This window comes from Arthrobacter sp. SAFR-044 (genome assembly GCF_051965175.1).
In the GTDB taxonomy this organism is placed as follows: Bacteria; Actinomycetota; Actinomycetes; order Actinomycetales; family Micrococcaceae; genus Arthrobacter.
The window spans coordinates 245,494-264,661 of sequence record NZ_JBQCMK010000003.1 but is presented as its reverse complement, the minus strand read 5'-3'; the positions used below and the strand labels follow the sequence as shown (position 1 = coordinate 264,661).

Here is a 19,168-nt window from a genome sequence, read left to right as displayed (position 1 = left end):
ACCGCCAGGGCAGCAGTCCCCCAGCCCTGCAGGCCGGCTAGTCCTTCCGCCGCACTGAGAGGCCGGAGCTCGGGGCACCCGTCAGCGCGTCGAAGTTGCCCTCGGTGAGTTCGCCCAGGTCAGCTGCGGTGTCAACCATCACGGTGTCGCCGTCGCTGATCTCGCCGGCAAGGATGGCCTTGGCCAGCCGGTCGCCGATCTCACGCTGCACCAGGCGCCGCAGTGGCCGGGCGCCGTAGGCGGGGTCGTAGCCGGACAGTGCCAGCCAGGCCTTGGCCCCGTCGGTGACTTCGAGGGTGAGGCGCCGTTCGTGCAGCCTCCGCCCCAGCTCTGCCACGTGCAGCTCCACGATGTGGGCCAGTTCGTCTACCGTGAGGGCGTCGAACAGCACCACTTCGTCGAGCCGGTTGAGGAACTCCGGCTTGAAGGACGCGTTCACCGTGGCCATGACGGCATTGCGCTTGGCCGTGGCGTCCAGGGACTGGTCCACCAGGAACTGGCTGCCCAGGTTGGAGGTCAGCACCAGGATCACGTTACGGAAGTCCACGGTGCGGCCCTGCCCGTCGGTGAGGCGGCCGTCGTCGAGCACCTGCAGGAGGATGTCGAACACCTCGGGGTGCGCCTTCTCCACCTCGTCCAGCAGCACTACGGAGTAGGGCCGACGGCGGACGGCCTCGGTCAGCTGGCCGCCTTCCTCGTAGCCCACGTATCCCGGAGGCGCCCCGACCAGCCGGGCGACGCTGTGCTTCTCGCCGTACTCGGACATGTCGATGCGCACCATGGCGCGTTCGTCGTCGAACAGGAAATCGGCCAGTGCCTTAGCCAGCTCGGTTTTTCCCACGCCGGTGGGGCCCAGGAACAAGAAGGAGCCGGTGGGGCGGTTGGGGTCGCTGATGCCGGCCCGGGCACGGCGGACAGCGTCGGACACCGCGGTCACGGCCTTGGACTGGCCGATCAGGCGCCGGCCCAGCTCTTCTTCCATGTGCAGCAGCTTCTGGCTTTCACCCTGCAGCATTCGGCCTGCCGGGATGCCGGTCCAGGCAGAGATGACTTCAGCGATATCCTCGGCAGTCACTTCCTCCGCCACCATCTGCGCGGACTTGTCCGTCACGGCGGCCTCGGCCTCGGCAGCGGCATTCACCTCGCGCTCAAGCGCCGGAATTTCCCCGTAGAGGATCCGGGAGGCAGTTTCGAGGTCGCCCTCGCGCTGTGCTTTGTCAGCAGCGGAGCGCAGTTCGTCCAGCTTGGCCTTCAGGTCACCCACCCGGTTGAGGCCGGCCTTCTCGGCTTCCCAGCGGGCGTTCAAGGCCGAGAGCTCCTCCTCCTTGTCAGCCTTGTCAGCGCGGAGTGCGGCCAGTCGCTCCACGGATGCGGGATCCGATTCACCGGACAGGGCCAGTTCCTCCATGGTGAGGCGGTCCACCTGGCGCCGCAGCTGGTCGATCTCCTCCGGAGCAGAGTCGATTTCCATGCGGAGGCGGGACGCGGCTTCATCGACGAGGTCGATGGCCTTGTCCGGCAGCTGGCGTCCAGAGATGTAGCGGTTGGACAGTGTGGCGGCGGCCACCAGGGCGGAGTCGGCGATGGAGACCTTGTGGTGCGCCTCGTAGCGCTCCTTGAGGCCGCGGAGGATGCCGATGGTGTCCTCCACGCTCGGCTCGCCCACATACACCTGCTGGAAGCGGCGTTCCAGGGCCGCGTCCTTTTCAATGTTTTCGCGGTACTCATCCAGGGTGGTGGCACCGATCAGGCGGAGCTCACCGCGGGCCAGCATGGGCTTGAGCATGTTGCCGGCGTCCATGGAGGAATCGCCGGTGGCGCCGGCACCCACCACGGTGTGGATTTCGTCGATGAACGTGACGACTTGGCCTTCCGAGCCCTTGATCTCCTCAAGGACCGCCTTCAGCCGCTCCTCGAACTCGCCGCGGTACTTGGCGCCGGCCACCATCGAGCCGAGGTCCAGGGAGATGAGCGTCTTGCCGCGCAGGCTTTCCGGGACGTCGCCCGCCACCATGCGCTGGGCCAGTCCTTCGACAACAGCGGTCTTGCCCACGCCGGGTTCGCCGATGAGCACCGGGTTGTTCTTGGTGCGCCGGGACAGCACCTGGACCACGCGGCGGATTTCGGAGTCGCGTCCGATCACGGGGTCCAGCTTGCCGGCACGGGCCATGGCAGTGAGGTCAGTGCCGTACTTCTCCAAGGCCTGGAACGTGTTCTCGGGGTCGGGGCTGTCCACCTTGCGGTCGCCGCGGACCCCGGGGAGGGCCGCGAGCAGCGCCTCACGTGAGGCACCGGCTTCACGCAGCAGGCGCGCAGCGGCATCGTTGCCGGCGGAGAGGCCCACCAGGAGCACCTCGGTGGATACGAAGGAATCCCCCAGCCGGTCCGCCTCCTCCTTGGCATGCTGGATGTCCTGCAGGGCAGGCCGGGACAGCTGCGCCTGCTGGCTGGAGCCGCCTGACGTGGCCGGCAGGGCCTTGATGGCGCTGCTCGCCTGGACGCTGACGGCGTCCGGGTCCGCACCGGTGGCCCGGAGGAGCGCAACGGCGACGCCCTCCCGCTGGTCCATCAGCGCCTTGAGGAGGTGGGCCGGTTCCACCTGGGGATTACCGGCCGTCGAGGCGTTCATTGCCGCCGCGGAAAGAGCCTCCTGGCTCTTGGTGGTGAATTTGACGTCCAAAGAGAGCTCCTTTCGGGGGCTTGTTGACTAGGTTGAGTGTACTACGCTCAACTTTGCAGGGCGAGATTCCTTAGCCATGTTTGCCCACGGCGAAACAGCTGTCCAGAGCCGGAGGTCCTCCCTGCGGTCCAGCCCGGACCGTCCGCGCCCTGGCGCTAGGTTCCGTACACGGAAACGGCGGCGGCCTTGACCACGAAGTGCACCGTCATGCCCGGAGCAAGGCCCAGGTCCGCGGAGGCAGCAGGCGTGATGTCGGCGGCAAGGCCGCCCGCCCTGACGCGGACCTGGTCGCCGTGGGGCTCGAGGTCGGTGATGGTGACGGCGAACGAGTTCCGCGGGCTTCCGTGGGCGTCGTCAAGGAACACGGAAACGGCCGACGGCGGGAACACGGCCACGCCCGCACCCGCCGGCTCCGGCAGCCGGCCGGGTTCGCCGTCGCCGCCCAGTTCCTCGTCGTGCCCCGCGATCCGCAGGCCCTGGCTGGTGCGGACACCAGTGCCGTCGAGGGTCCCGGGGATGAAGTTCAGCCCGGCAAGTCCGGCAGCGAAGGAACTGTGCGGGCGTTCCAGCACGGCACGCGTGGGCCCTTCCTCTGCAATCTTCCCGTTTTCCAGGATGACCACGCGGTCGGCGAGCACCAGTGCATCCAGGACGTCATGCGTGACAATGATCGCCTGCCGTCCCGCGAGGACCCGCTTGAAGAGGCGGCGCAGCAAAGGGGCGGCATGGATATCCAACGCGGCGAGCGGCTCATCGAGCAGCAGCAGCGCAGGATCGGCGGCGAGCGCACGGGCCACGGCCACCCGCTGGGCCTGGCCGCCGGAAAGCTCGGCGGGACGGCGTCCGGCGAGGTGTCCCGCTTCCACCTCAGCCAGCCAGCGCATGGCTTGATCCTTGGCATCCCGCTTGGGGACGCCGGCGCTGCGTGGCCCGAAGGAGACGTTGTCCACGGCGCTCAGGTGCGGGAAGAGCAGGGGTTCCTGGGCCAGCAGGGCGGTGCCGCGGTGGTGGGGAGGGACCCACGTGCGCTTTCCGCCATCGAGGTCGAACAGTGTCCTGCCATTGAGTTCGGCGCGGCCGCTGTCCGGCCGCAGCAGGCCCGCGATGCTGGCCAGGAGGGTCGATTTGCCGGCGCCGTTGGGGCCCATGACGGCCACCGTTTCACCCGGCCGGACGGCAAGGTCCACGTCGAACCCTCGCCCGGCCACGGCGGCCTGGAAGGACAGCGTCACCGGACGTCCCCTCCAGCCGGCGCGGCCGCCGTCGTCCGTTGCCCTGCTCCGGCACGGGCCGCTGCCGGTTGCCGGTATGCGAGCGCCACCACGGCGACAGCGACGGCCACCAGCACCAGGGACAGCGCGACGGCGGCGTCCGGGTCCGTTTCCCGCTGCAGGTAGATCTCCAGCGGCAGGGTCCGGGTCACCCCTTGGAGGCTGCCCGCGAAGGTCAGGGTGGCGCCAAACTCACCCAGGCTGCGGGCGAAGGACAGGACGGCGCCGGAGGCCAGGCCCGGCAGGACCAGCGGCAGCGTGACCCGCCGGAACACGGTGCCCGGCCGCGCCCCCAAGGTCGCGGCCACGGCCTCATAGCGGGAGCCGGACGTCCGCAGCGCTCCTTCCAGGCTCACCACCAGGAAGGGCAGCGCCACGAACGTCTGGGCCAGGACCACCGCCGTGGTGGAGAAGGCGATGCGCAGCCCGAGCACCTCCAGGGTCTGCCCCAGCAGCCCTTGGCGGCCGAACGTGTAGAGCAGGGCGATGCCGCCCACCACCGGGGGAAGCACCAGGGGCAGGAGTACCAGCGAGCGCAGCAGCCCCTGCAGCCGGAAGGAGTCCCTGGCCAGGACCAGGGCCAGGGGAACTCCCAGCGCGATGCAGAGAAGGGTGCTCGCCGCCGAGGTCCGCAGGCTCAGCCCCAGCGCCGTCAGGGACGGCTCCGACGTCACCAGCGGAATGAACTGCGCCCAGTCAACGCGCAGCACCATGGCCAGCAGGGGAAGCACAACGACGACGGCGGCCAGGACTGCCAGCGCACGGACCCATGCGGGGATGCCGGAGTAGGCAGCGGCCTGGGTGCGCGGCCGCGCCTGGGGCGGCGGCCCGTGCCGCTGGATCACTTGCTGCCTGGACTGGAACTGGCCGGGGCAGAACTGGCTGACCCGGAACCGGCCGGGCCGGAACTGGCCGGGCCGAATCCCGCCGCGGCGAGGACCTTCTGGCCCTCCGGGCCGGTGACGACGTCCAGGAAGGCCTGGGCGGTGGCCTTGTTACGGCCGCCGGCGACGCCCGCAATCGGGTAGGTGTTGACCGCACTCACCGATTCCGGGAACTGGATGCCTGCCACCTTGTCCCCGGAGGCCTTGATGTCTGTGCCGTAGACCAGCCCCGCGTCCGCCTCGCCGGAGGCGACCTTGCCCATGACGTCGGTGACGGCGTTCTCCTCGCTGACCGGACTCAACGTGAGCCCCGCTGCTTCCGCCACTTTGGCCGTTGCGGCTCCGCAGGGGACCTGCCGGGCGCAGGTCACCAGCCTGATGCCCGGCCGGGCCAGGTCCTGCAGGGATGCAACTCCAGCCGGGTTGCCCGGCGGCACCGCGATGGCCAGGGTGTTGGTGGCAAAGTCCTGCGGCATGCCGTCGGTAAGGCCGGCGTCCTGCACCTTTTGCATGTTGGCTGTGTCCGCGGAGGCGAAGACGTCAGCGGGCGCGCCTTGGCTGATCTGGCTGGCCAGGTCCGAGGACCCCGCGAAGCTCAGGGTGACCGTGGTGCCCGGATGTTCGGCTTCGAAAGTGCTCGCGAGTTCGGTAAAGGCCTGCTTGAGGGAGGCCGCCGCGAAGACGGTGATGGCGCCGCTTGGCTTGGCGCCGGAACCGGTGGCCGCGCCGGAACTTGTCCCCGCGTCCGGGCTCCCCGACGGGGTACAGCCGGAAAGAACGGCCAGCAGCAGCACAGCCAGCGGGAGGACGGCGGCCCGAATGATGCAAGCCGCGGACCGAACGGGTTGCCGGCTCATGCGGTGGTCCGGCCCTTCGGCGACTCGATGATGACGGTCGTTGCCTTGACCACGGCGGTGGCCACGGCACCAGGCTCGAGCCCCAGCTCACGAACGGCTTCGCTGCTCATCAGCGAGACAACCCGGAAGGGCCCGCACTGCAGTTCCACCTGCGCCATGACCTTGTCCGTGATGACGTTGGTCACCAGCCCCACAAACCGGTTCCGCGCCGAACTGCTGCCACTTTTGGGGTCGTCGGGGAGCTGCGCGAGCTTCCGGGCGTGCGCTGCCAGCTCCAGCCCGTCCACTGCGAGACGGCCGGAGGGGTCCCGGAGTGCGGTGAGGGTTCCCTGCTCCGTCCACCGGCGCACGGTATCGTCGCTCACCCCCAGGAAACGGGCAGCCTCTGCAACGCGAATAAGTGCCATTCGGTGATTCTAGTCCGCAAATGAGGGTTAGCGGCACGTTTTAAGACGCACCAGCGGTCATGAACGTGCCACCCGGCTGCGCGGCGATATACGGAAGGGCAGCACTAGACTCCTTGCATGGCCATCTACATCGACCCGCCGCTGTGGCCTGCACACGGAACACACTTTTCGCACCTGGTCTCGGACGCGTCCCTGGACGAGCTGCATTCGTTCGCTGCGGCCGCGGGGATCCCTGAGCGGGCGTTCGACGGCGACCACTACGATGTGCCGGAACGCCGCTTTGCCGACCTGGTGGCGGCGGGCGCGGTCTCGGTGGAGGGCCGCGTGCTGGTCCGCAGGCTTATCGCCAGCGGGCTGCGGATCCCGGCACGCCGCCGGAACAAATCGCTGAAGGTCCCGCTGCTGAACCGTTGGGAAGCCGTCATGCCCGGCCACGACGCACTGTTCCTTGACCTGCTGGACCGGTGGAGCGAACCGCACCGCCACTACCACGGCTGCACCCACCTGCTGTCCGTGCTGGAGGCGCTGGACCTGCTCACGGAACCGGCTGAAGCACCGCGGACAGTGCTGCTGGCTGCCTGGTTCCACGACGCCGTGTACCGCGGTGCTGCCGGCCAGGACGAGGAGGAGTCGGCCCGGTTGGCGGAGGAACGGCTTGCCGACGCCGGCCTTCCGGGGTCAGAGGTGGCGGAAGTGGCGCGCCTGGTCCGGCTGACATCGGACCACCGTCCGGAGCCAGGTGACGACGACGGCGCCCTCCTCTGCGACGCGGACCTCTCCATCCTCGGCGGCGAACCGGAGGAATACGCGCGCTACGTCGCTGCCGTGCGGAAAGACTATGCGCACATCGGCGACGCGGACTTCGCAGCCGGCAGGGCCGCCGTCGTCCGCCAACTGCTGGAACTGGACCCTCTCTTCCATCACCAGCGGTCCAAAGAACTATGGCAGGACGCGGCGCACTGCAACCTGGAAGGCGAACTGCAGTGAACGCGCCCGGTACCAACCCACGGCACACGTACTCCGCCAATGCGGCACACCGGCAGCTTCCCTTCACCGTCCGGCTGGACTGGGGACTGGAGGGTGCCAGGACGGTGGCCGCCGGGGCTGACATCGCCGTCGTGGTGGACGTCCTGTCCTTCGGAACCTGCGTCAGCGTCGCATTGGACCGGGGCGCGGAAGTCTTTCCGTACCGCTGGCGCGACACCACCGCAGAGGACTTCGCCGCCCACCACCAGGCCCAGCTCGCCGGCCCACGGCACGGCGGCGGCCTCAGCCTGTCCCCCGCCAGCCTCCGGGCGGCCGTTGCGCTGGAACGGGTGGTCCTGCCCTCCCCCAACGGTTCTGAGCTCTGCCACGCGCTGGCGGCGGAAGTTCCACTGGTGGCCGCCGTTTGCCTCCGGAATGCCGCGGCCACGGCAGACTGGGTGGCCGCCAACCTTCCTGGCGACGCAGTAGTTGCGGTTGTCGCCGCGGGCGAACGCTGGCCGGACGGCACACTGCGCCCTGCCGTGGAGGACCAGATCGGCGCCGGAGCTTTCATCGCAGGACTGGTGGCCACCGGCAAGGGCGGTTATGAAGCCGGGGACGGCAGGCACGGCTACGCTCCGGAGGCCGTGGCCGCCATGGCTGTTTTCGAGGCGGCCGAGCCGCGCCTGCGCGAAACGCTGCAGCACTGCGCCAGCGGCCGGGAGCTGTCCGGGGCCGGCTACGCCGAGGACGTGGACATCGCCGCCGAACTGGATGGCAGTGACTCCGCGGCCATCCTGCGGGGCGGGGCGTTCCGTCCGCTGTGACGGGACGGCACTGCCCGGCAAAGCGGGCGGTCCCGCCTAACGGTAGGTCCGGACGGGATAGTTGCTCACAAAAGGCGTGTTGGTGGGCACAATCTGCTTGCCCAGCGGCATCAGGGATACCGGAATGAGCTTGAGGTTGGCGATGGCCAGCGGGATGCCAACGATGGTCACTGCCATGGCGAACGCGGTCACCACGTGTCCAATGGCAATCCAGATCCCGGCCACCAGCAGCCAGATCACGTTGCCCAGCAGCGAGAAGACACCCGTACCGCCGGGCTTGTCCACCACCATCCGGCCAAACGGCCACAGCGTGTAGGCGGCGATCCGGAATGAGGCAATGCCCCAGGGGATGGTGACGATCAGCAGGCAGCAGACCACGCCCGCCAGGAAATAACCCAGGGCCAGCCAGAAGCCGCCGAAAACCAGCCAGATGATATTCAGAAGTGTCTTCATGCACCCATTGTGCCCTCGCCCCCTGACAAAGAGGGCCTGTGGCCAAAAGATGGGGGACATCCCTGATCCTGCCCTGACCCCGCAGCCGTCCGGGGCACAGAGGCTTCGGCGGCTAAACCGTGGCAGCCGCTTTGGCAGCCTGCACGAAGGCCCGGATCTTGGCCAGGTCCTTCACTCCGCGGGACGCTTCAACCCCGGAGGAAACATCCACGCCCCAGGCATGCGCCGCGGCTGCTGCCTGGCCCACGTTGGCCGCCTCAAGGCCGCCGGCGAGCAGCCAGTTCCGTCCCTTGAGCACGGGCAGGGCTGCCACGGAGGCGTAATCCCAGGATTCCCCGGAACCCGGCACAGCGGCATCGATCAGGAGCAGGTCCTCACCCCAGTCGTCGAACTCGTCCTGGCCGGCACCCATGGTGATGGCCCTGACCAGCTTCATGCCGGCGTCGTGCACTGTTGCGACGTCCGCGGGTGACCGGTCGCCGTGCAGCTGGATCCACACCAGGCCCGCGGCGCGGGCGATGGCAATGGCATCGGCCACAGGCTCGTCCCGGAAGACGCCGATCGGGGTGACGCTCTCCGGAAGCCCGGCCAACAGGGAAGCTGCCTGCGACGGCGAGACAACCCTGGGGCTGGCAGTGAGGACGAATCCCACCGCATCTGCACCGGCGTCCACTGCTTCGCGGACCGATTCGGGCGTGCTGAGACCACACACTTTGACGAACATTCCCGGGCTCCTTCAGGCTGTTTTCGTGTTGACCCCCCGGAGGAGATTAGCAGGGACCGGACACAACTGCGACGGGCGGCCATGTCAGGGAACTAGGCTGGGCTGATGCAGATCATCCGCTTCGCTGACCTCAAGGCCGAACCATGGCGCAACGGCGGCGGGGTGACCAGGGAAATCGCGCGCCAGGCTTCACCGGACGGCGGCTGGGACTGGCGGGTGAGCATCGCCGATGTGGCCAAGGCCGGCGACTTTTCCGCTTTCCCCGGCATGGAGCGCGTGCTGACGGTCATCGAGGGGGAACTGCTGCTGCTCAGCGTGGGCGGCGCGGAACAGCCGCTTGAAAAGTACCGTCCGTTCCGGTTCGACGGCGGCGCCGCCACCACGGCGACACTTCCCACGGGCGACATCCGTGACCTCAACGTCATCACCCGGACCGGTGCGTTCAAAGCCTTTACCTCCATCATCGAGCTGTCCAAAAAGCGCGCCCACCCCGTCTTCGAAGGGCAGGTGGGGGTGCTGCTGCAGGGACAGGCGAAGGTCAGCCAAGCCGGCGCGGAGGCGGTGGAGCTGGGCAGATACGACGCAGTGACCGGCTCGGACGACGACTCCCCCGAGATCCTTGGCCGGGGATTCCTGGCCGTCGTGTCCATCGACCCAGTGGACACCACGGCGTAGGCACCCCTTCAGGTGGTGAGGTTGCGCACCACCGGTGGCAGCCCGCCGTCGTGCCTTGCTACCTTGGAAGCCAAGGCCCCCACCCGGGCCTCCGGACGACGGTTCAGTACCCGGCACGCGACAAGACTGGCCAAAGGAACTGTCATGCCGTGGATCATCCTTATTCTTTCCGGCGCGCTGGAGGCCGTCTGGGCCGCGGCGCTTCACCGGGCCGCGCAGGTTTCCGGACGCCGCCGAATCGCCCCCGCAGCCCTGTTCCTGGCGGCCGTTGCTGCCAGCACCGGCGGCCTTGCCGTGGCCATGCAGTCCATTCCCACAGGAACGGCCTATGCCGTGTGGGTGGGCGTGGGGGTTGTCCTCACCTCCGCCTATGCGATGGCCACCAGGGTGGAACGTCCGACGGCGGCGCGCCTGCTCCTGCTGTCCGGCATCGCCGCGTGCGTGGTTGGCCTCAAGGTGGTGGCGTGATGCTGAAACGCAGCCTTCCGTGGCTGGTGCTCCTGGCCTCCGCGGTCCTGGAAGCAGTCTGGGCCACGGCCCTTGGCCTGTCCGATGGCTTCAGCCGGCCGGTGCCCACCATCGTCTTCGCCGTCACCGCCACGCTCAGCATGCTGGGCCTGGGCATGGCCATCCGCAGCATTCCGCTGGGCACCGCCTACGCCATCTGGGTGGGCATCGGCGCCGCACTGACCGTGGGATGGGCCATGGCCACCAGCGTGGAGCCCTTCAGCGTGGTGAAGCTGCTGTTCATTGCGGGGATCGTGGGCTGCGCCGCGGGCCTGAAGGCGTTGCCGGCAGAAAAAGATGCGCCGCGGGTGTCCAGCGGTGGCTAGGCTTTTGCCATGCACTCCCCCGAGATCACGATGGCCGTGGATACGCTGCGGCGCCGGCTGCTGCCCGGAACGCGGACCATCCTGGGCATAGCCGGGGCACCGGGGTCCGGCAAGTCCACCTTCGCCGCCTGGCTCCAGGAGCAGTTCAGTCCCGGAACCTCCGTGGTGGTGCCGATGGACGGCTTCCACCTGGGCAACGCGATCATCGAAGGGACCCCGCTCCGGCAGCGCAAGGGCGCCATTGATACGTTCGACGGCGGCGGCTACCTTTCGCTGCTGCGCCGCCTGGCGCTCCGGGACGAGGCAGTGGTATACGCACCGGAGTTCCGGCGCACCCTGGACGAGCCGGTGGCCGCTTCCATCGCAATCCCGGCCGAGGTACAGCTGGTGATCACCGAGGGCAACTACCTGCTGGCGGACCAGGAACCGTGGAAGGACGTGCGGGCGCAGCTGGACGAGGTGTGGTTCCTCGAAACCCCGCCCGCGCTTCGGCTGCAGCGCCTGGTGGACCGGCACATCTCGTTCGGCATGGAGCGGGAGGCTGCGGTGGCCTGGGCTGCTGGACCTGACGAAGCCAACGCCCGGCTGATCCAGGCCACCCGCCCGGCGGCGGACCGCGTCATACCTTGGCTGTAATTTTCAACGCAGGAAACGAACAGGAGAACCATGGCAAACGCATCCCCCGAATTCGGCAACACCCACCCCGGCAAGCCCGAACCCGGGAGCACTGTCCAGCTTGGCGACGGCCTGACCGTCAGCCCCCTCGGCTTCGGCGGCATGGCCCTCACGCCCGTGTACGGCGAGGTGGACCCCGCCGAGGCGCTGCAGACCCTGCACCACGCCGTCGACGCCGGTGTCAGCTTCATCGACACCGCTGACATCTACGGCGGCGGCAGCAACGAGGAGCTGATTTCCCAGCTGCTCAAGGAGCGGCGGGACGAAGTCCAGCTGGCCACCAAGTTTGCGCTGGTGGGAACGCCCACTGACGGCTACACGGATATCCGCGGCGATGCCGGGTATGTTCGCGAGGCCGTGGACCGGAGCCTGCAGCGGCTGGGTACCGACGTGATCGACCTCTACTACATGCACCGCCGCGATGTCCGGGTCCCCATCGAGGAGACCGTGGGCGCCATGGCGGAGCTGGTCAAGCAGGGAAAAGTCAGGCACCTGGGCCTGTCCGAAGTGACGGCCCAGGAACTGCAGGACGCATCGGCGGTCCACCCGATCGCGGCGGTCCAAAGCGAATGGTCCATCTGGAGCCGGGACGTGGAACGCAACGTAGTCCCCGCCGCCGCAGGCCTGGGTGTGGGCTTCGTCCCGTACTCGCCGCTGGGCCGCGGCTTCCTCACCGGAACCGTGGACACCTCAAGCCTGGGCGCCAAGGACTTCCGGCGGAACATCCCCCGCTTCGCCCCGGACGCCGCAGACGCCAACCAGGCCGTGGTGGTCGCCGTCCGGTCCGTAGCGGATCAGCTCAACGCCACGCCGGCGCAGGTGGCCCTTGCCTGGCTGTTCGCGCAGGGCAGGCGGCTGGGCCTGCCCGTGGTTCCCATCCCCGGCACCCGCAAGGCTGCCCGGATCGACGAAAACCTCGGGGCACTGGCCCTGGAGCTTACCCCGGCGCATCTGGAGGCCCTGGACGGAGCGTCGGACGCCATCGTCGGCTCCCGTTCCGCGGACCCCACCTGGGTGTCTGAAGGACGGGAATAGCGCCCTTCCACCAAACCCTACGTTTTGACCGATACCCCGAGGAGCCGCATGACTGCCATCGTCCACTTCGAAGTCCAGTTCAACCCCGACTATGTCGCCGACGCCGCCAAGTACCTGGCTGAAACCCTTACCGCCACCCGGGCGTGGCCCGGCAACCAGGGCATCGAAGCGCTGGTGGACGACGCGGACCCCTGCCACATCCTGGTGGTGGAAACCTGGGCCACCACCCAGGACCACGACGACTACGCCGCGTGGCGGGCCACGCCGGACGGCAGGAGCGCGCTGCACGAGGTTCTCGCCGCGAAGCCATCCAAGCAGGTTTACTCCACCACCCTGCCGTTAGGCCTGTAGCCCATGGACTCACTTCGATACGACCTGCCCGCCCTCACCATCCGCAGCATCTCCGTCAGCGAGATGGACAACAATGTGTACCTGCTAACGGCCAAGGAGAGCGGCGCGCAGGTGTTGATTGACGCCGCCGACGACCTTCCTGCCATCCGGCAGCTGCTGGCGGATGGGGCTGCGGACACGGGCGCCGGGGCGCACCTGGCCCTCGTGGCCACAACGCACCAGCACTGGGACCACGTGCGCGCGCTGAAGGAACTGGTGGATGCCACCGGCGCACCAACCGCTGCCGGAGCGGACGACGCCGACGCGTTGCCCGCTGCAGTGGACCGGCGGCTTGTGCACGGGGACACGGTGGCCGTCGACGGGTTCGAGCTCACCGCCGTGCACCTGCGCGGCCACACGCCGGGCTCGATCGCCTTCGTCTACCAGGACCCGGAAGGACCTGCACACATCTTCTCCGGGGACTCACTGTTTCCGGGCGGCGTGGGCAATACCCAGAAGGACCCGGAACGGTTCAATCAGCTCCTGTCCGACGTCACGGAGCGGTTGTTCGGCACCTACCCGGACACCGCCGTCGTGCATCCCGGGCATGGGAACCCCACCACGCTGGGTGCCGAGCGGCCGCAGCTTGGGCAGTGGCGCGCCCGCGGCTGGTAGCGGTTAAAAACGAGTGCTCCGCAGTTGTCGTTTAGACGCGTCTAAACGACAACTGCGGAGCACTCGATGATTGGCTGGACTGGGCCTAGCGGCCGCGGCGCTCGTTCGAGGCCGGGGCGGACGCGCGCCGGGGGCCGCTGCGCGCGGGACGGCCCGAGCCGCCGTTGCCTGCGCCGAAGGAACCGCCGGAGGTGCCACCGGTGTTGGAGGACCACACGGCCTTGCTGCCGCCGGTTGCGCCTGCACCGGACGAGCGCTGTCCGCCGGTCCGCGCACCTGCACCGGCCGCGGCACGCTGGCCCGTTGCCGGGCGTCCGCTGCGCTGTCCGCCCGAAGAAGCGGGGCGGCCGGAGGATGCGGGGCGGCCGGTGCCGCCGCGGGGAGTTTCGCTGCGGGTTACGCGTGAATCAGTACGGCCATCCGAACCGCGGCCGGCCGATGAGCGGCCACCTGCTGCGGGGACGTCGTTGCGGTGGGTGCCGGCAGCAGTGCCGCGGCCGCGGGCGTTGCGGCGGGCAGCGGCTGCTGCCACTGCGCGGTCCTCGTTCTGCTCTGCATTGCGGTCAAATGCTGCCCGGGCTTCCGTGCGGCCTTCGAAGGCAACAGCCCGGCGCTCGGCGCGGGTGGCGTCGCTGCGGGCGGGTTCGGCCGAAACCTTGCCGCGTCCACCACGTCCGCCGCGCCCACCGGTGGTGGGAGCAGCCTGGCGGCGTGCACGCTTCCGTTCGGCGTTGGCGCCCGTGGAGGTACCGCCGCCCTGCTTGGGGGCCTTGGCGGCCATCAGTGCGGCGCGGGTGCGGGGGTCAACCTTGTCGGCGATTTCACCGGTCAGTTCGCCCACGATCGGCGAGCTGGCGGTAACGCGCTCGAAGTTGACCTCAACGCCGGCTGCCTTCATGAGCTTCTTGACGTCGGTCTGCTGCTCCGGGAGGGTCAGCGTCACAACGGTGCCGTCCGAACCTGCGCGGGCGGTACGGCCCGAGCGGTGCAGGTATGCCTTGTGCTCGGTGGGCGGGTCCACGTGGATGACCAGCTCGACGTCGTCCACGTGCACACCGCGGGCGGCCACGTCGGTGGCCACCAGGACGCGGACGTCGCCGTTGGAAAACTCGGCCAGGTTACGGTCACGGGCATTCTGCGACAGGTTGCCGTGCAGATCGACGGCCGGGATTCCGGCGTCGGTCAGGGTCTTGGCCAGCTTGCGGGCGTGGTGCTTGGTGCGCATGAACAGGACGCGGCGGCCGGCGCCGGAGGCGAGCTCCACGATCAGCTGCTTCTTGACGGTCTGGTCGTTCACCACCAGCACGTGGTGCTCCATCGTGGTCACCGCTGCCTGCGGATCGTCCACGGAGTGGGTGAGCGGGTTGGACAGGTAGCGCTGGACGATCTTGTCCACGCCGTTGTCCAGGGTGGCGGAGAAGAGCAGGCGCTGGCCCTGGCTGGGGGTCATGTCCATGAGCTTCTTGACCACCGGCAGGAAGCCGAGGTCAGCCATGTGGTCGGCCTCGTCCAGGACGGTGATCTCCACAGCCTCAAGGGTGAGGATGCGCTGGCGGATCAGGTCCTCCAGGCGGCCGGGGCAGGCGATGACGATATCGACGCCGGCGCGCAGCGCCTTTTCCTGCCGGGCCTGGGAGATGCCGCCGTAGATCACGGTGGTGTTCAGGCCGGCGGCCTTGGCCAGCGGCTCGATGGTGGCGTTGATCTGGGTTGCCAGTTCACGGGTGGGCGCCAGGACCAGGCCCATGGGGCGGCCGGGCTTGCAGAAGTACTTGGCTTCCCGCTCAGCGAGTCTTGCTACAAGCGGGATGGCGAAAGCAATGGTTTTACCGGATCCGGTCCGGCCACGGCCCAGGACGTCACGGCCGGACAACGTGTCCGGAAGGGTCTTCACCTGGATGGGGAACGGTTCAACGATCCCCTGGGCGGTAAGGGTGTCTGCAAGGGCCTTGGGAGTACCGAGGGCAGCAAAAGTAGTCATGTAGTTTTTTACGGTCTTTCTGGCGGTATCCGGGCGGATATCGGCCCCCGATGCCGGTTGGACCAGGGGTTTCGCCGAAGAAAAGTCAGGTGATCAACCGGGCGCTGTAAATCAGGACAGCCGGCCGGGACCAAATGGAACGCGTTCATCGACGCAGGATGTGCCTCTCACATGAAGAAAGCCCACTCCCTGGAAGGAACCTCCAGATCCGGAGCAGGCGGGCATCACTGCACATCAAGTTCCTCCAGTCTAGCATCCCGACGCCGGGCACCCGTCCCGGGCGTTGCCTTCGGGGGCGCAGCGGGGCAGTGTTGAGCCATGAACGAGCAGCCGGGGCGGCACCAGGACACGCACCAACACGAAGGCCACGCGCACGACGGCGGCGGTCCACCTGAGGGGGTCGGTGGCGGCATTGACGCGGCGTCCGCCTGGGACGAGCGGTACCGCACCAAGGCGAGGCTCTGGAGCGGGAAACCGAACCCGCAGCTGGTCCGTGAGGCAGGTGGCCTGCGGCCGGGAAAGGCGCTGGAGCTGGGATGCGGCGAAGGCGCCGACGCCATCTGGCTGGCGCAGCAAGGCTGGTCAGTAACCGCCGTCGACGTCTCCGCCGTTGCCCTGGAGCGGGCCCGCTCCCACGAACTGGCCGAACTGGCGCGGGAAAGCGTGAACGCCTCGGACAACAATATTGAAAGCCGGATCACCTGGCAGCTGGCGGACCTGACGCAGTGGCAGCCGGAGGCATCTTATGACCTGGTGACGTCGCAGTTCCTGCATTCGCAGGAACTTGACTGGCGGATCCCGCTGCGGACAGCGGCCTCAGCCGTCGAACCCGGCGGAACGCTGCTGGTGGTGGGCCACCACCCGGACCGGCTGCCGCCATGGGGCCCGGGGCACCACCATGCAGATATGTTCTACACGGCGGACGACCTGGTCCGCGAACTGGGGCTTGGCGGGCCGGAGTGGCAGATTGAGGTCCTGACCAGCCGGGAACGGCCGGTGACGGGACCCGAAGGACAGGAGGCGACCATCGCCGACGTCGTCCTGCGCGCCACCCGGCTTTCCTAACCCGCCCGGCCTTCCTAGCCCGCCGGAGGAGCAGGGGTGGTGACGCGCGGTGCCACCAGGGCCGCGGCGACCCCGATGGCGGCGGTGAAGGCGAAGACCCCTGCGAAGGACTGGACCGGCGTCGTGAATGCCGCGAACACAATCCCTGTGGTGGCCAGGGACAGCGCGCCGCCCAGGGAGTCAGAGATGGACATGGCGGAGCTGTTGAAGCCTTCGTTCTCCTTGGTGGACAGGGCGAGGGTCATCACGCTCAGGCGCGGGTAGAGCAGGCCCATGCCGCCGCCTGCCAGGACCCAGCCAGCGATGGCGGTGGCGGCCGGCCAGTGCAGCGCTGTGGTCGCCAGGGCCAGGAGCACTGCCGCCAGGACCATGAACGATCCCGTCTGGACCGCTCGGCGGTGGGGCAGCCGGGTACCCAGCCGCCCCTGGACGGCCGCCGCCCCGGCCCACGCCAGCGCCCCACCCGTGAGGGTCAGGCCGGCCAGGGTGGGCGGGAACGAGTACTGGTCAATCAGGAGGTAGGGAAGGTAGACCTCGGCGCCAAAGAACGACGCCGATGCGAGCCCCCGTGCCAGGATCACACTGGGCAGCCCGCGCCGGGCAGCGAGGGTTCCGGAGGGCACCAGGGGGCGCACAGCCACCAGGGCAAGGGCGACGGCGGCAAGCGCCAGGAGTGCCGTGGCTGCCGGGAAGGCGGGGATGCTTGCATCCACGGAGAGGTTGAGCCCCAGCACCGCAAGCGCAGCCAGCGCCGCCCATCCCAGCCTGCCAAGGGCCCACGGCGGGGCAGTTTCCTTGAGCCGGCCTGCCCCTTCCGCCCGTCCGGTTTCTTCAGGCCCGTCCAGTCCGCGCAGCACCGGGACGATCATCGCCAGTGCGGGAATGACCAGGCCGACCACGCCGAGGAACACCCAGTGCCAGCTGAAGACCTGGGCCACCAGGCCGGCGGCGAAGGGGCCCACCAGTGATGGGACCACCCAGGCGGCCGAAAATGCGGCGAAGATTTTTGCATGCAGCGGGCCGGGAAAGAACCGCGCCACCAGTACGTAGAGGGCAACGGTGAGGGCGCCGCCGCCGAGCCCCTGCACCAGGCGGCCGGCGACGAGCATGGGCATGGAGACCGACGTACCCGCGATCAGAAGTCCCAGCACGAACAGCGCCACGGAGGCATACAGCGGCGATGCAGGCCCGCGGCGGTCGGACCAGTTTCCGGCTCCCACCATCCCGATCACGCCGGTGGCCAGTGGCCCCGCGAAGGCCAGCGCATAGAGGCTTCCGCCGTTCAACTCCCGGCTGACGAGGGGCATGATGGTGGTGACGGCCAGGGACTCGAAGGCGGCGAGGAACACCAGGGCGCACGTCCCTACGGTCACCCAGAGATACGGGGGCCGAAAGATCCCGGCGGCGTCGCGGGTTCCCGGCAACGTGGAGTCCTGCACAGCGGTTCCTACTCCACGAACCGGTTCCGGCCGGACCGGTAACCGAAGACAGCCGCGAGCAGGCCCACCACCATGAACAGGATTCCTGCAGGAACGAACGACCCGGTGGCCTGGTGCAGCTGCCCCACCATGAGGGTGCCCGTGGAGCCCACCCCGTAGCCCACACCCTGCATCATGCCGGAGAGGTGGGCTGCGGTGTGCCCGTCGCGGGTTCGGAGCATAATCAGGGTCAGTGCGGCGGCGGTGAGGCTTCCCTGCCCCAGTCCGAGCAGGCCGGCCCACACCCAGATGAGGTCCAGCGGGCCCAGGATGCTCAGCACGAATCCCCCGCCGGTCATCAGTGCCACCACCACGTTGATGGCGCGCTGGTCGGGGAACCTCGCGGCAAGTGCCGGTGCAAACAGGGACCCCAGCATCTGGAGCACGATGCATACGGCGACGATCAGCCCTGCGGTGGCCCCGTCCACGCCTCTTTCGCGGAGGATGGGCGCCAGCCAGGCGAAGCCGCTGAAGGACATCATGGCCTGCAGCACCATGAAGATGGTCACCTGCCAGGCGACGGGAGAGCGCCATACATTCACGCCGTCATGGACCGCCTGATGCCGGACCGTGCCCTGCTTCACGGCCACGGGGAGGAACAACAGAAGGACGACGGCGGCGGGCACCGCCCAGACCCACAGCGCCTTTGTCCACTCCCCCGTCGCCGTGTAGACCGGATAGGTGAAGCCCGCCCCGAGCGCCGCGGAGGCGCAGATGGCGGTGGTGTAGAGACCGCCCATGAGCCCCAGCCGGTGGGGAAAGTCGCGTTTCACCAGGCCCGGAAGGAGCACGTTGCACAGGGCGATCGCCGCGCCGCAGGCTGCCGTGCCCAGGAGGAGGGCCGGCAAGTGGCCCGCACCGCCGGCGGCTGCCCCGGCGTCAACGGGCCGCAACAGCAGCCCGGCGGTCAGCAATGCCATGGCGCCCAGCAGGACCCTTTCCGCGCCGAACCGGCGGGCCAGGACCGGGGCGAGCGGCGCGAAGACGCCCAGGAGTGTCACGGGAACTGTGGTCAGCACCACCACGGACCAGCCGGGCAGCCCGGCCTGCGATGTCACCTCCGGCAGTACGGCCGAGAGGCTGGAAAAGACGCTGCGCAGGTTCAGCCCGATCAGGACCAGGCACACACCCAGGTAGGCCAGGGCGCGCCGGCTGCCCACGCGGGTGGGTTCCGCCGCCGGCAGCTCGTCAATTTCTGCATCCACCAGGGTGCTGAGGTCCACCAGGCTGCTGCCCGCCCTGGTCCGGCCATGGGCTTCCCCGGAGTCAGCCCTTCGCTGCTGCATCCCCTGTTCGGCATTCGGTGCGTCGGTCATCCGCCCATTCTTGCAGGCAGGCGCCGCCGTGGAGTT

General features: G+C 68.8%; 20 protein-coding genes and 1 riboswitch. Of the genes, 10 read left to right on the top strand and 10 right to left on the bottom strand.

Annotated features, from left to right (window positions below; genetic code table 11):
• Nucleotides 1-37: 37 nt before the first annotated feature.
• From clpB to ACTHQS_RS06270, 5 genes are all read right to left on the bottom strand, one after another.
• Complete coding sequence (clpB, locus tag ACTHQS_RS06290; protein ID WP_440167073.1) at nucleotides 38-2,680, bottom strand: ATP-dependent chaperone ClpB; 2,643 nt, start codon at nucleotides 2,678-2,680, stop codon at nucleotides 38-40.
• A gap of 155 nt (nucleotides 2,681-2,835) precedes the next feature.
• Entirely contained in the window at nucleotides 2,836-3,912 is a 1,077-nt protein-coding gene (locus ACTHQS_RS06285; RefSeq protein ID WP_440167071.1) for a sulfate/molybdate ABC transporter ATP-binding protein, read from the bottom strand.
• Complete coding sequence (locus ACTHQS_RS06280; RefSeq protein WP_440167069.1) at nucleotides 3,909-4,796, bottom strand: ABC transporter permease; 888 nt, start codon at nucleotides 4,794-4,796, stop codon at nucleotides 3,909-3,911. Before ACTHQS_RS06280 ends, ACTHQS_RS06285 begins: the two co-directional genes overlap by 4 nt.
• Nucleotides 4,793-5,692 (bottom strand): molybdate ABC transporter substrate-binding protein, encoded by a 900-nt coding sequence (gene modA / locus ACTHQS_RS06275; protein ID WP_440167067.1) that lies wholly within the window; start codon nucleotides 5,690-5,692, stop codon nucleotides 4,793-4,795. Before modA ends, ACTHQS_RS06280 begins: the two co-directional genes overlap by 4 nt.
• Entirely contained in the window at nucleotides 5,689-6,099 is a 411-nt protein-coding gene (locus ACTHQS_RS06270) for a TOBE domain-containing protein (protein WP_440167065.1), read from the bottom strand. Before ACTHQS_RS06270 ends, modA begins: the two co-directional genes overlap by 4 nt.
• A gap of 117 nt (nucleotides 6,100-6,216) precedes the next feature.
• Between ACTHQS_RS06270 and ACTHQS_RS06265 the strand changes: the two genes are divergently transcribed.
• Together ACTHQS_RS06265 and ACTHQS_RS06260 are read left to right on the top strand one after the other, a co-directional pair.
• On the top strand, nucleotides 6,217-7,086 hold the full coding sequence (locus tag ACTHQS_RS06265) for a DUF4031 domain-containing protein (RefSeq protein ID WP_440167063.1): 870 nt from the start codon (nucleotides 6,217-6,219) through the stop codon (nucleotides 7,084-7,086).
• The gene (locus tag ACTHQS_RS06260) at nucleotides 7,083-7,892 is read left to right on the top strand and encodes a 2-phosphosulfolactate phosphatase (RefSeq protein WP_440167061.1); all 810 of its coding nucleotides are present in this window, start codon (nucleotides 7,083-7,085) and stop codon (nucleotides 7,890-7,892) included. The genes ACTHQS_RS06265 and ACTHQS_RS06260 overlap by 4 nt, the downstream gene beginning before the upstream one ends.
• Nucleotides 7,893-7,928: 36 nt before the next feature.
• On the opposite strand, the gene ACTHQS_RS06255 is transcribed toward ACTHQS_RS06260, so the two are convergent.
• On the bottom strand, nucleotides 7,929-8,345 hold the full coding sequence (locus tag ACTHQS_RS06255) for a YccF domain-containing protein (RefSeq protein ID WP_440167060.1): 417 nt from the start codon (nucleotides 8,343-8,345) through the stop codon (nucleotides 7,929-7,931).
• A gap of 112 nt (nucleotides 8,346-8,457) precedes the next feature.
• Nucleotides 8,458-9,069, bottom strand: coding sequence for a phosphoribosylanthranilate isomerase (locus tag ACTHQS_RS06250; protein ID WP_440167058.1), 612 nt, complete (start codon nucleotides 9,067-9,069; stop codon nucleotides 8,458-8,460).
• Nucleotides 9,070-9,174: 105 nt separating this feature from the next.
• On the opposite strand from ACTHQS_RS06250, the gene ACTHQS_RS06245 reads away from it, so the two are divergent.
• The 7 genes from ACTHQS_RS06245 to ACTHQS_RS06215 all read left to right on the top strand — a co-directional run bounded on the left by ACTHQS_RS06245 (nucleotide 9,175) and on the right by ACTHQS_RS06215 (nucleotide 13,292).
• Nucleotides 9,175-9,744 carry a HutD/Ves family protein gene (locus tag ACTHQS_RS06245; RefSeq protein WP_440167056.1) on the top strand — a complete coding sequence of 190 codons (570 nt, stop codon included), beginning with the start codon at nucleotides 9,175-9,177 and terminating at the stop codon, nucleotides 9,742-9,744.
• Between the two features lie 69 nt (nucleotides 9,745-9,813).
• Nucleotides 9,814-9,879: riboswitch (guanidine-III (ykkC-III) riboswitch) on the top strand.
• 9 nt (nucleotides 9,880-9,888) lie between these two features.
• The gene (locus tag ACTHQS_RS06240; protein ID WP_387561131.1) at nucleotides 9,889-10,212 is read left to right on the top strand and encodes a DMT family transporter; all 324 of its coding nucleotides are present in this window, start codon (nucleotides 9,889-9,891) and stop codon (nucleotides 10,210-10,212) included.
• Nucleotides 10,212-10,577 carry a DMT family transporter gene (locus tag ACTHQS_RS06235; RefSeq protein WP_440167054.1) on the top strand — a complete coding sequence of 122 codons (366 nt, stop codon included), beginning with the start codon at nucleotides 10,212-10,214 and terminating at the stop codon, nucleotides 10,575-10,577. Before ACTHQS_RS06240 ends, ACTHQS_RS06235 begins: the two co-directional genes overlap by 1 nt.
• A 9-nt stretch (nucleotides 10,578-10,586) precedes the next feature.
• Nucleotides 10,587-11,213 (top strand): nucleoside/nucleotide kinase family protein, encoded by a 627-nt coding sequence (locus ACTHQS_RS06230; protein ID WP_440167052.1) that lies wholly within the window; start codon nucleotides 10,587-10,589, stop codon nucleotides 11,211-11,213.
• 30 nt (nucleotides 11,214-11,243) lie between these two features.
• On the top strand, nucleotides 11,244-12,287 hold the full coding sequence (locus ACTHQS_RS06225; protein WP_440167050.1) for an aldo/keto reductase: 1,044 nt from the start codon (nucleotides 11,244-11,246) through the stop codon (nucleotides 12,285-12,287).
• A 48-nt stretch (nucleotides 12,288-12,335) separates the two neighbouring features.
• Nucleotides 12,336-12,638, top strand: coding sequence for a putative quinol monooxygenase (locus ACTHQS_RS06220; RefSeq protein WP_440167048.1), 303 nt, complete (start codon nucleotides 12,336-12,338; stop codon nucleotides 12,636-12,638).
• Between the two features lie 3 nt (nucleotides 12,639-12,641).
• Nucleotides 12,642-13,292, top strand: coding sequence for an MBL fold metallo-hydrolase (locus ACTHQS_RS06215; RefSeq protein ID WP_440167047.1), 651 nt, complete (start codon nucleotides 12,642-12,644; stop codon nucleotides 13,290-13,292).
• An 85-nt stretch (nucleotides 13,293-13,377) separates the two neighbouring features.
• Here ACTHQS_RS06215 and ACTHQS_RS06210 read toward each other — a convergent pair whose 3' ends face one another.
• Nucleotides 13,378-15,273 carry a DEAD/DEAH box helicase gene (locus ACTHQS_RS06210; RefSeq protein WP_440167044.1) on the bottom strand — a complete coding sequence of 632 codons (1,896 nt, stop codon included), beginning with the start codon at nucleotides 15,271-15,273 and terminating at the stop codon, nucleotides 13,378-13,380.
• Nucleotides 15,274-15,591: 318 nt separating this feature from the next.
• Here ACTHQS_RS06210 and ACTHQS_RS06205 point away from each other — a divergent pair, with 318 nt between their 5' ends.
• Entirely contained in the window at nucleotides 15,592-16,338 is a 747-nt protein-coding gene (locus ACTHQS_RS06205) for an SAM-dependent methyltransferase (protein WP_440167042.1), read from the top strand.
• Between the two features lie 14 nt (nucleotides 16,339-16,352).
• On the opposite strand, the gene ACTHQS_RS06200 is transcribed toward ACTHQS_RS06205, so the two are convergent.
• Nucleotides 16,353-17,777: an MFS transporter gene (locus tag ACTHQS_RS06200; RefSeq protein WP_440167039.1), complete on the bottom strand. Its 1,425-nt coding sequence runs from the start codon at nucleotides 17,775-17,777 to the stop codon at nucleotides 16,353-16,355.
• A gap of 8 nt (nucleotides 17,778-17,785) precedes the next feature.
• Nucleotides 17,786-19,132 (bottom strand): MFS transporter, encoded by a 1,347-nt coding sequence (locus tag ACTHQS_RS06195; protein WP_440167037.1) that lies wholly within the window; start codon nucleotides 19,130-19,132, stop codon nucleotides 17,786-17,788.
• Nucleotides 19,133-19,168 lie beyond the last annotated feature (36 nt).

Coding starts and splice junctions, on each gene's coding strand:
- modA (WP_440167067.1), bottom strand. CDS start 5,692: ATGAGCCGGCAACCCGTTCGGTCCGCGGCTTGCATCATTCGGGCCGCC.
- ACTHQS_RS06270 (WP_440167065.1), bottom strand. CDS start 6,099: ATGGCACTTATTCGCGTTGCAGAGGCTGCCCGTTTCCTGGGGGTGAGC.
- ACTHQS_RS06265 (WP_440167063.1), top strand. CDS start 6,217: ATGGCCATCTACATCGACCCGCCGCTGTGGCCTGCACACGGAACACAC.
- ACTHQS_RS06255 (WP_440167060.1), bottom strand. CDS start 8,345: ATGAAGACACTTCTGAATATCATCTGGCTGGTTTTCGGCGGCTTCTGG.
- ACTHQS_RS06250 (WP_440167058.1), bottom strand. CDS start 9,069: ATGTTCGTCAAAGTGTGTGGTCTCAGCACGCCCGAATCGGTCCGCGAA.
- ACTHQS_RS06245 (WP_440167056.1), top strand. CDS start 9,175: ATGCAGATCATCCGCTTCGCTGACCTCAAGGCCGAACCATGGCGCAAC.
- ACTHQS_RS06240 (WP_387561131.1), top strand. CDS start 9,889: ATGCCGTGGATCATCCTTATTCTTTCCGGCGCGCTGGAGGCCGTCTGG.
- ACTHQS_RS06235 (WP_440167054.1), top strand. CDS start 10,212: ATGCTGAAACGCAGCCTTCCGTGGCTGGTGCTCCTGGCCTCCGCGGTC.
- ACTHQS_RS06230 (WP_440167052.1), top strand. CDS start 10,587: ATGCACTCCCCCGAGATCACGATGGCCGTGGATACGCTGCGGCGCCGG.
- ACTHQS_RS06225 (WP_440167050.1), top strand. CDS start 11,244: ATGGCAAACGCATCCCCCGAATTCGGCAACACCCACCCCGGCAAGCCC.
- ACTHQS_RS06220 (WP_440167048.1), top strand. CDS start 12,336: ATGACTGCCATCGTCCACTTCGAAGTCCAGTTCAACCCCGACTATGTC.
- ACTHQS_RS06215 (WP_440167047.1), top strand. CDS start 12,642: ATGGACTCACTTCGATACGACCTGCCCGCCCTCACCATCCGCAGCATC.
- ACTHQS_RS06210 (WP_440167044.1), bottom strand. CDS start 15,273: ATGACTACTTTTGCTGCCCTCGGTACTCCCAAGGCCCTTGCAGACACC.
- ACTHQS_RS06205 (WP_440167042.1), top strand. CDS start 15,592: ATGAACGAGCAGCCGGGGCGGCACCAGGACACGCACCAACACGAAGGC.
- ACTHQS_RS06195 (WP_440167037.1), bottom strand. CDS start 19,132: ATGACCGACGCACCGAATGCCGAACAGGGGATGCAGCAGCGAAGGGCT.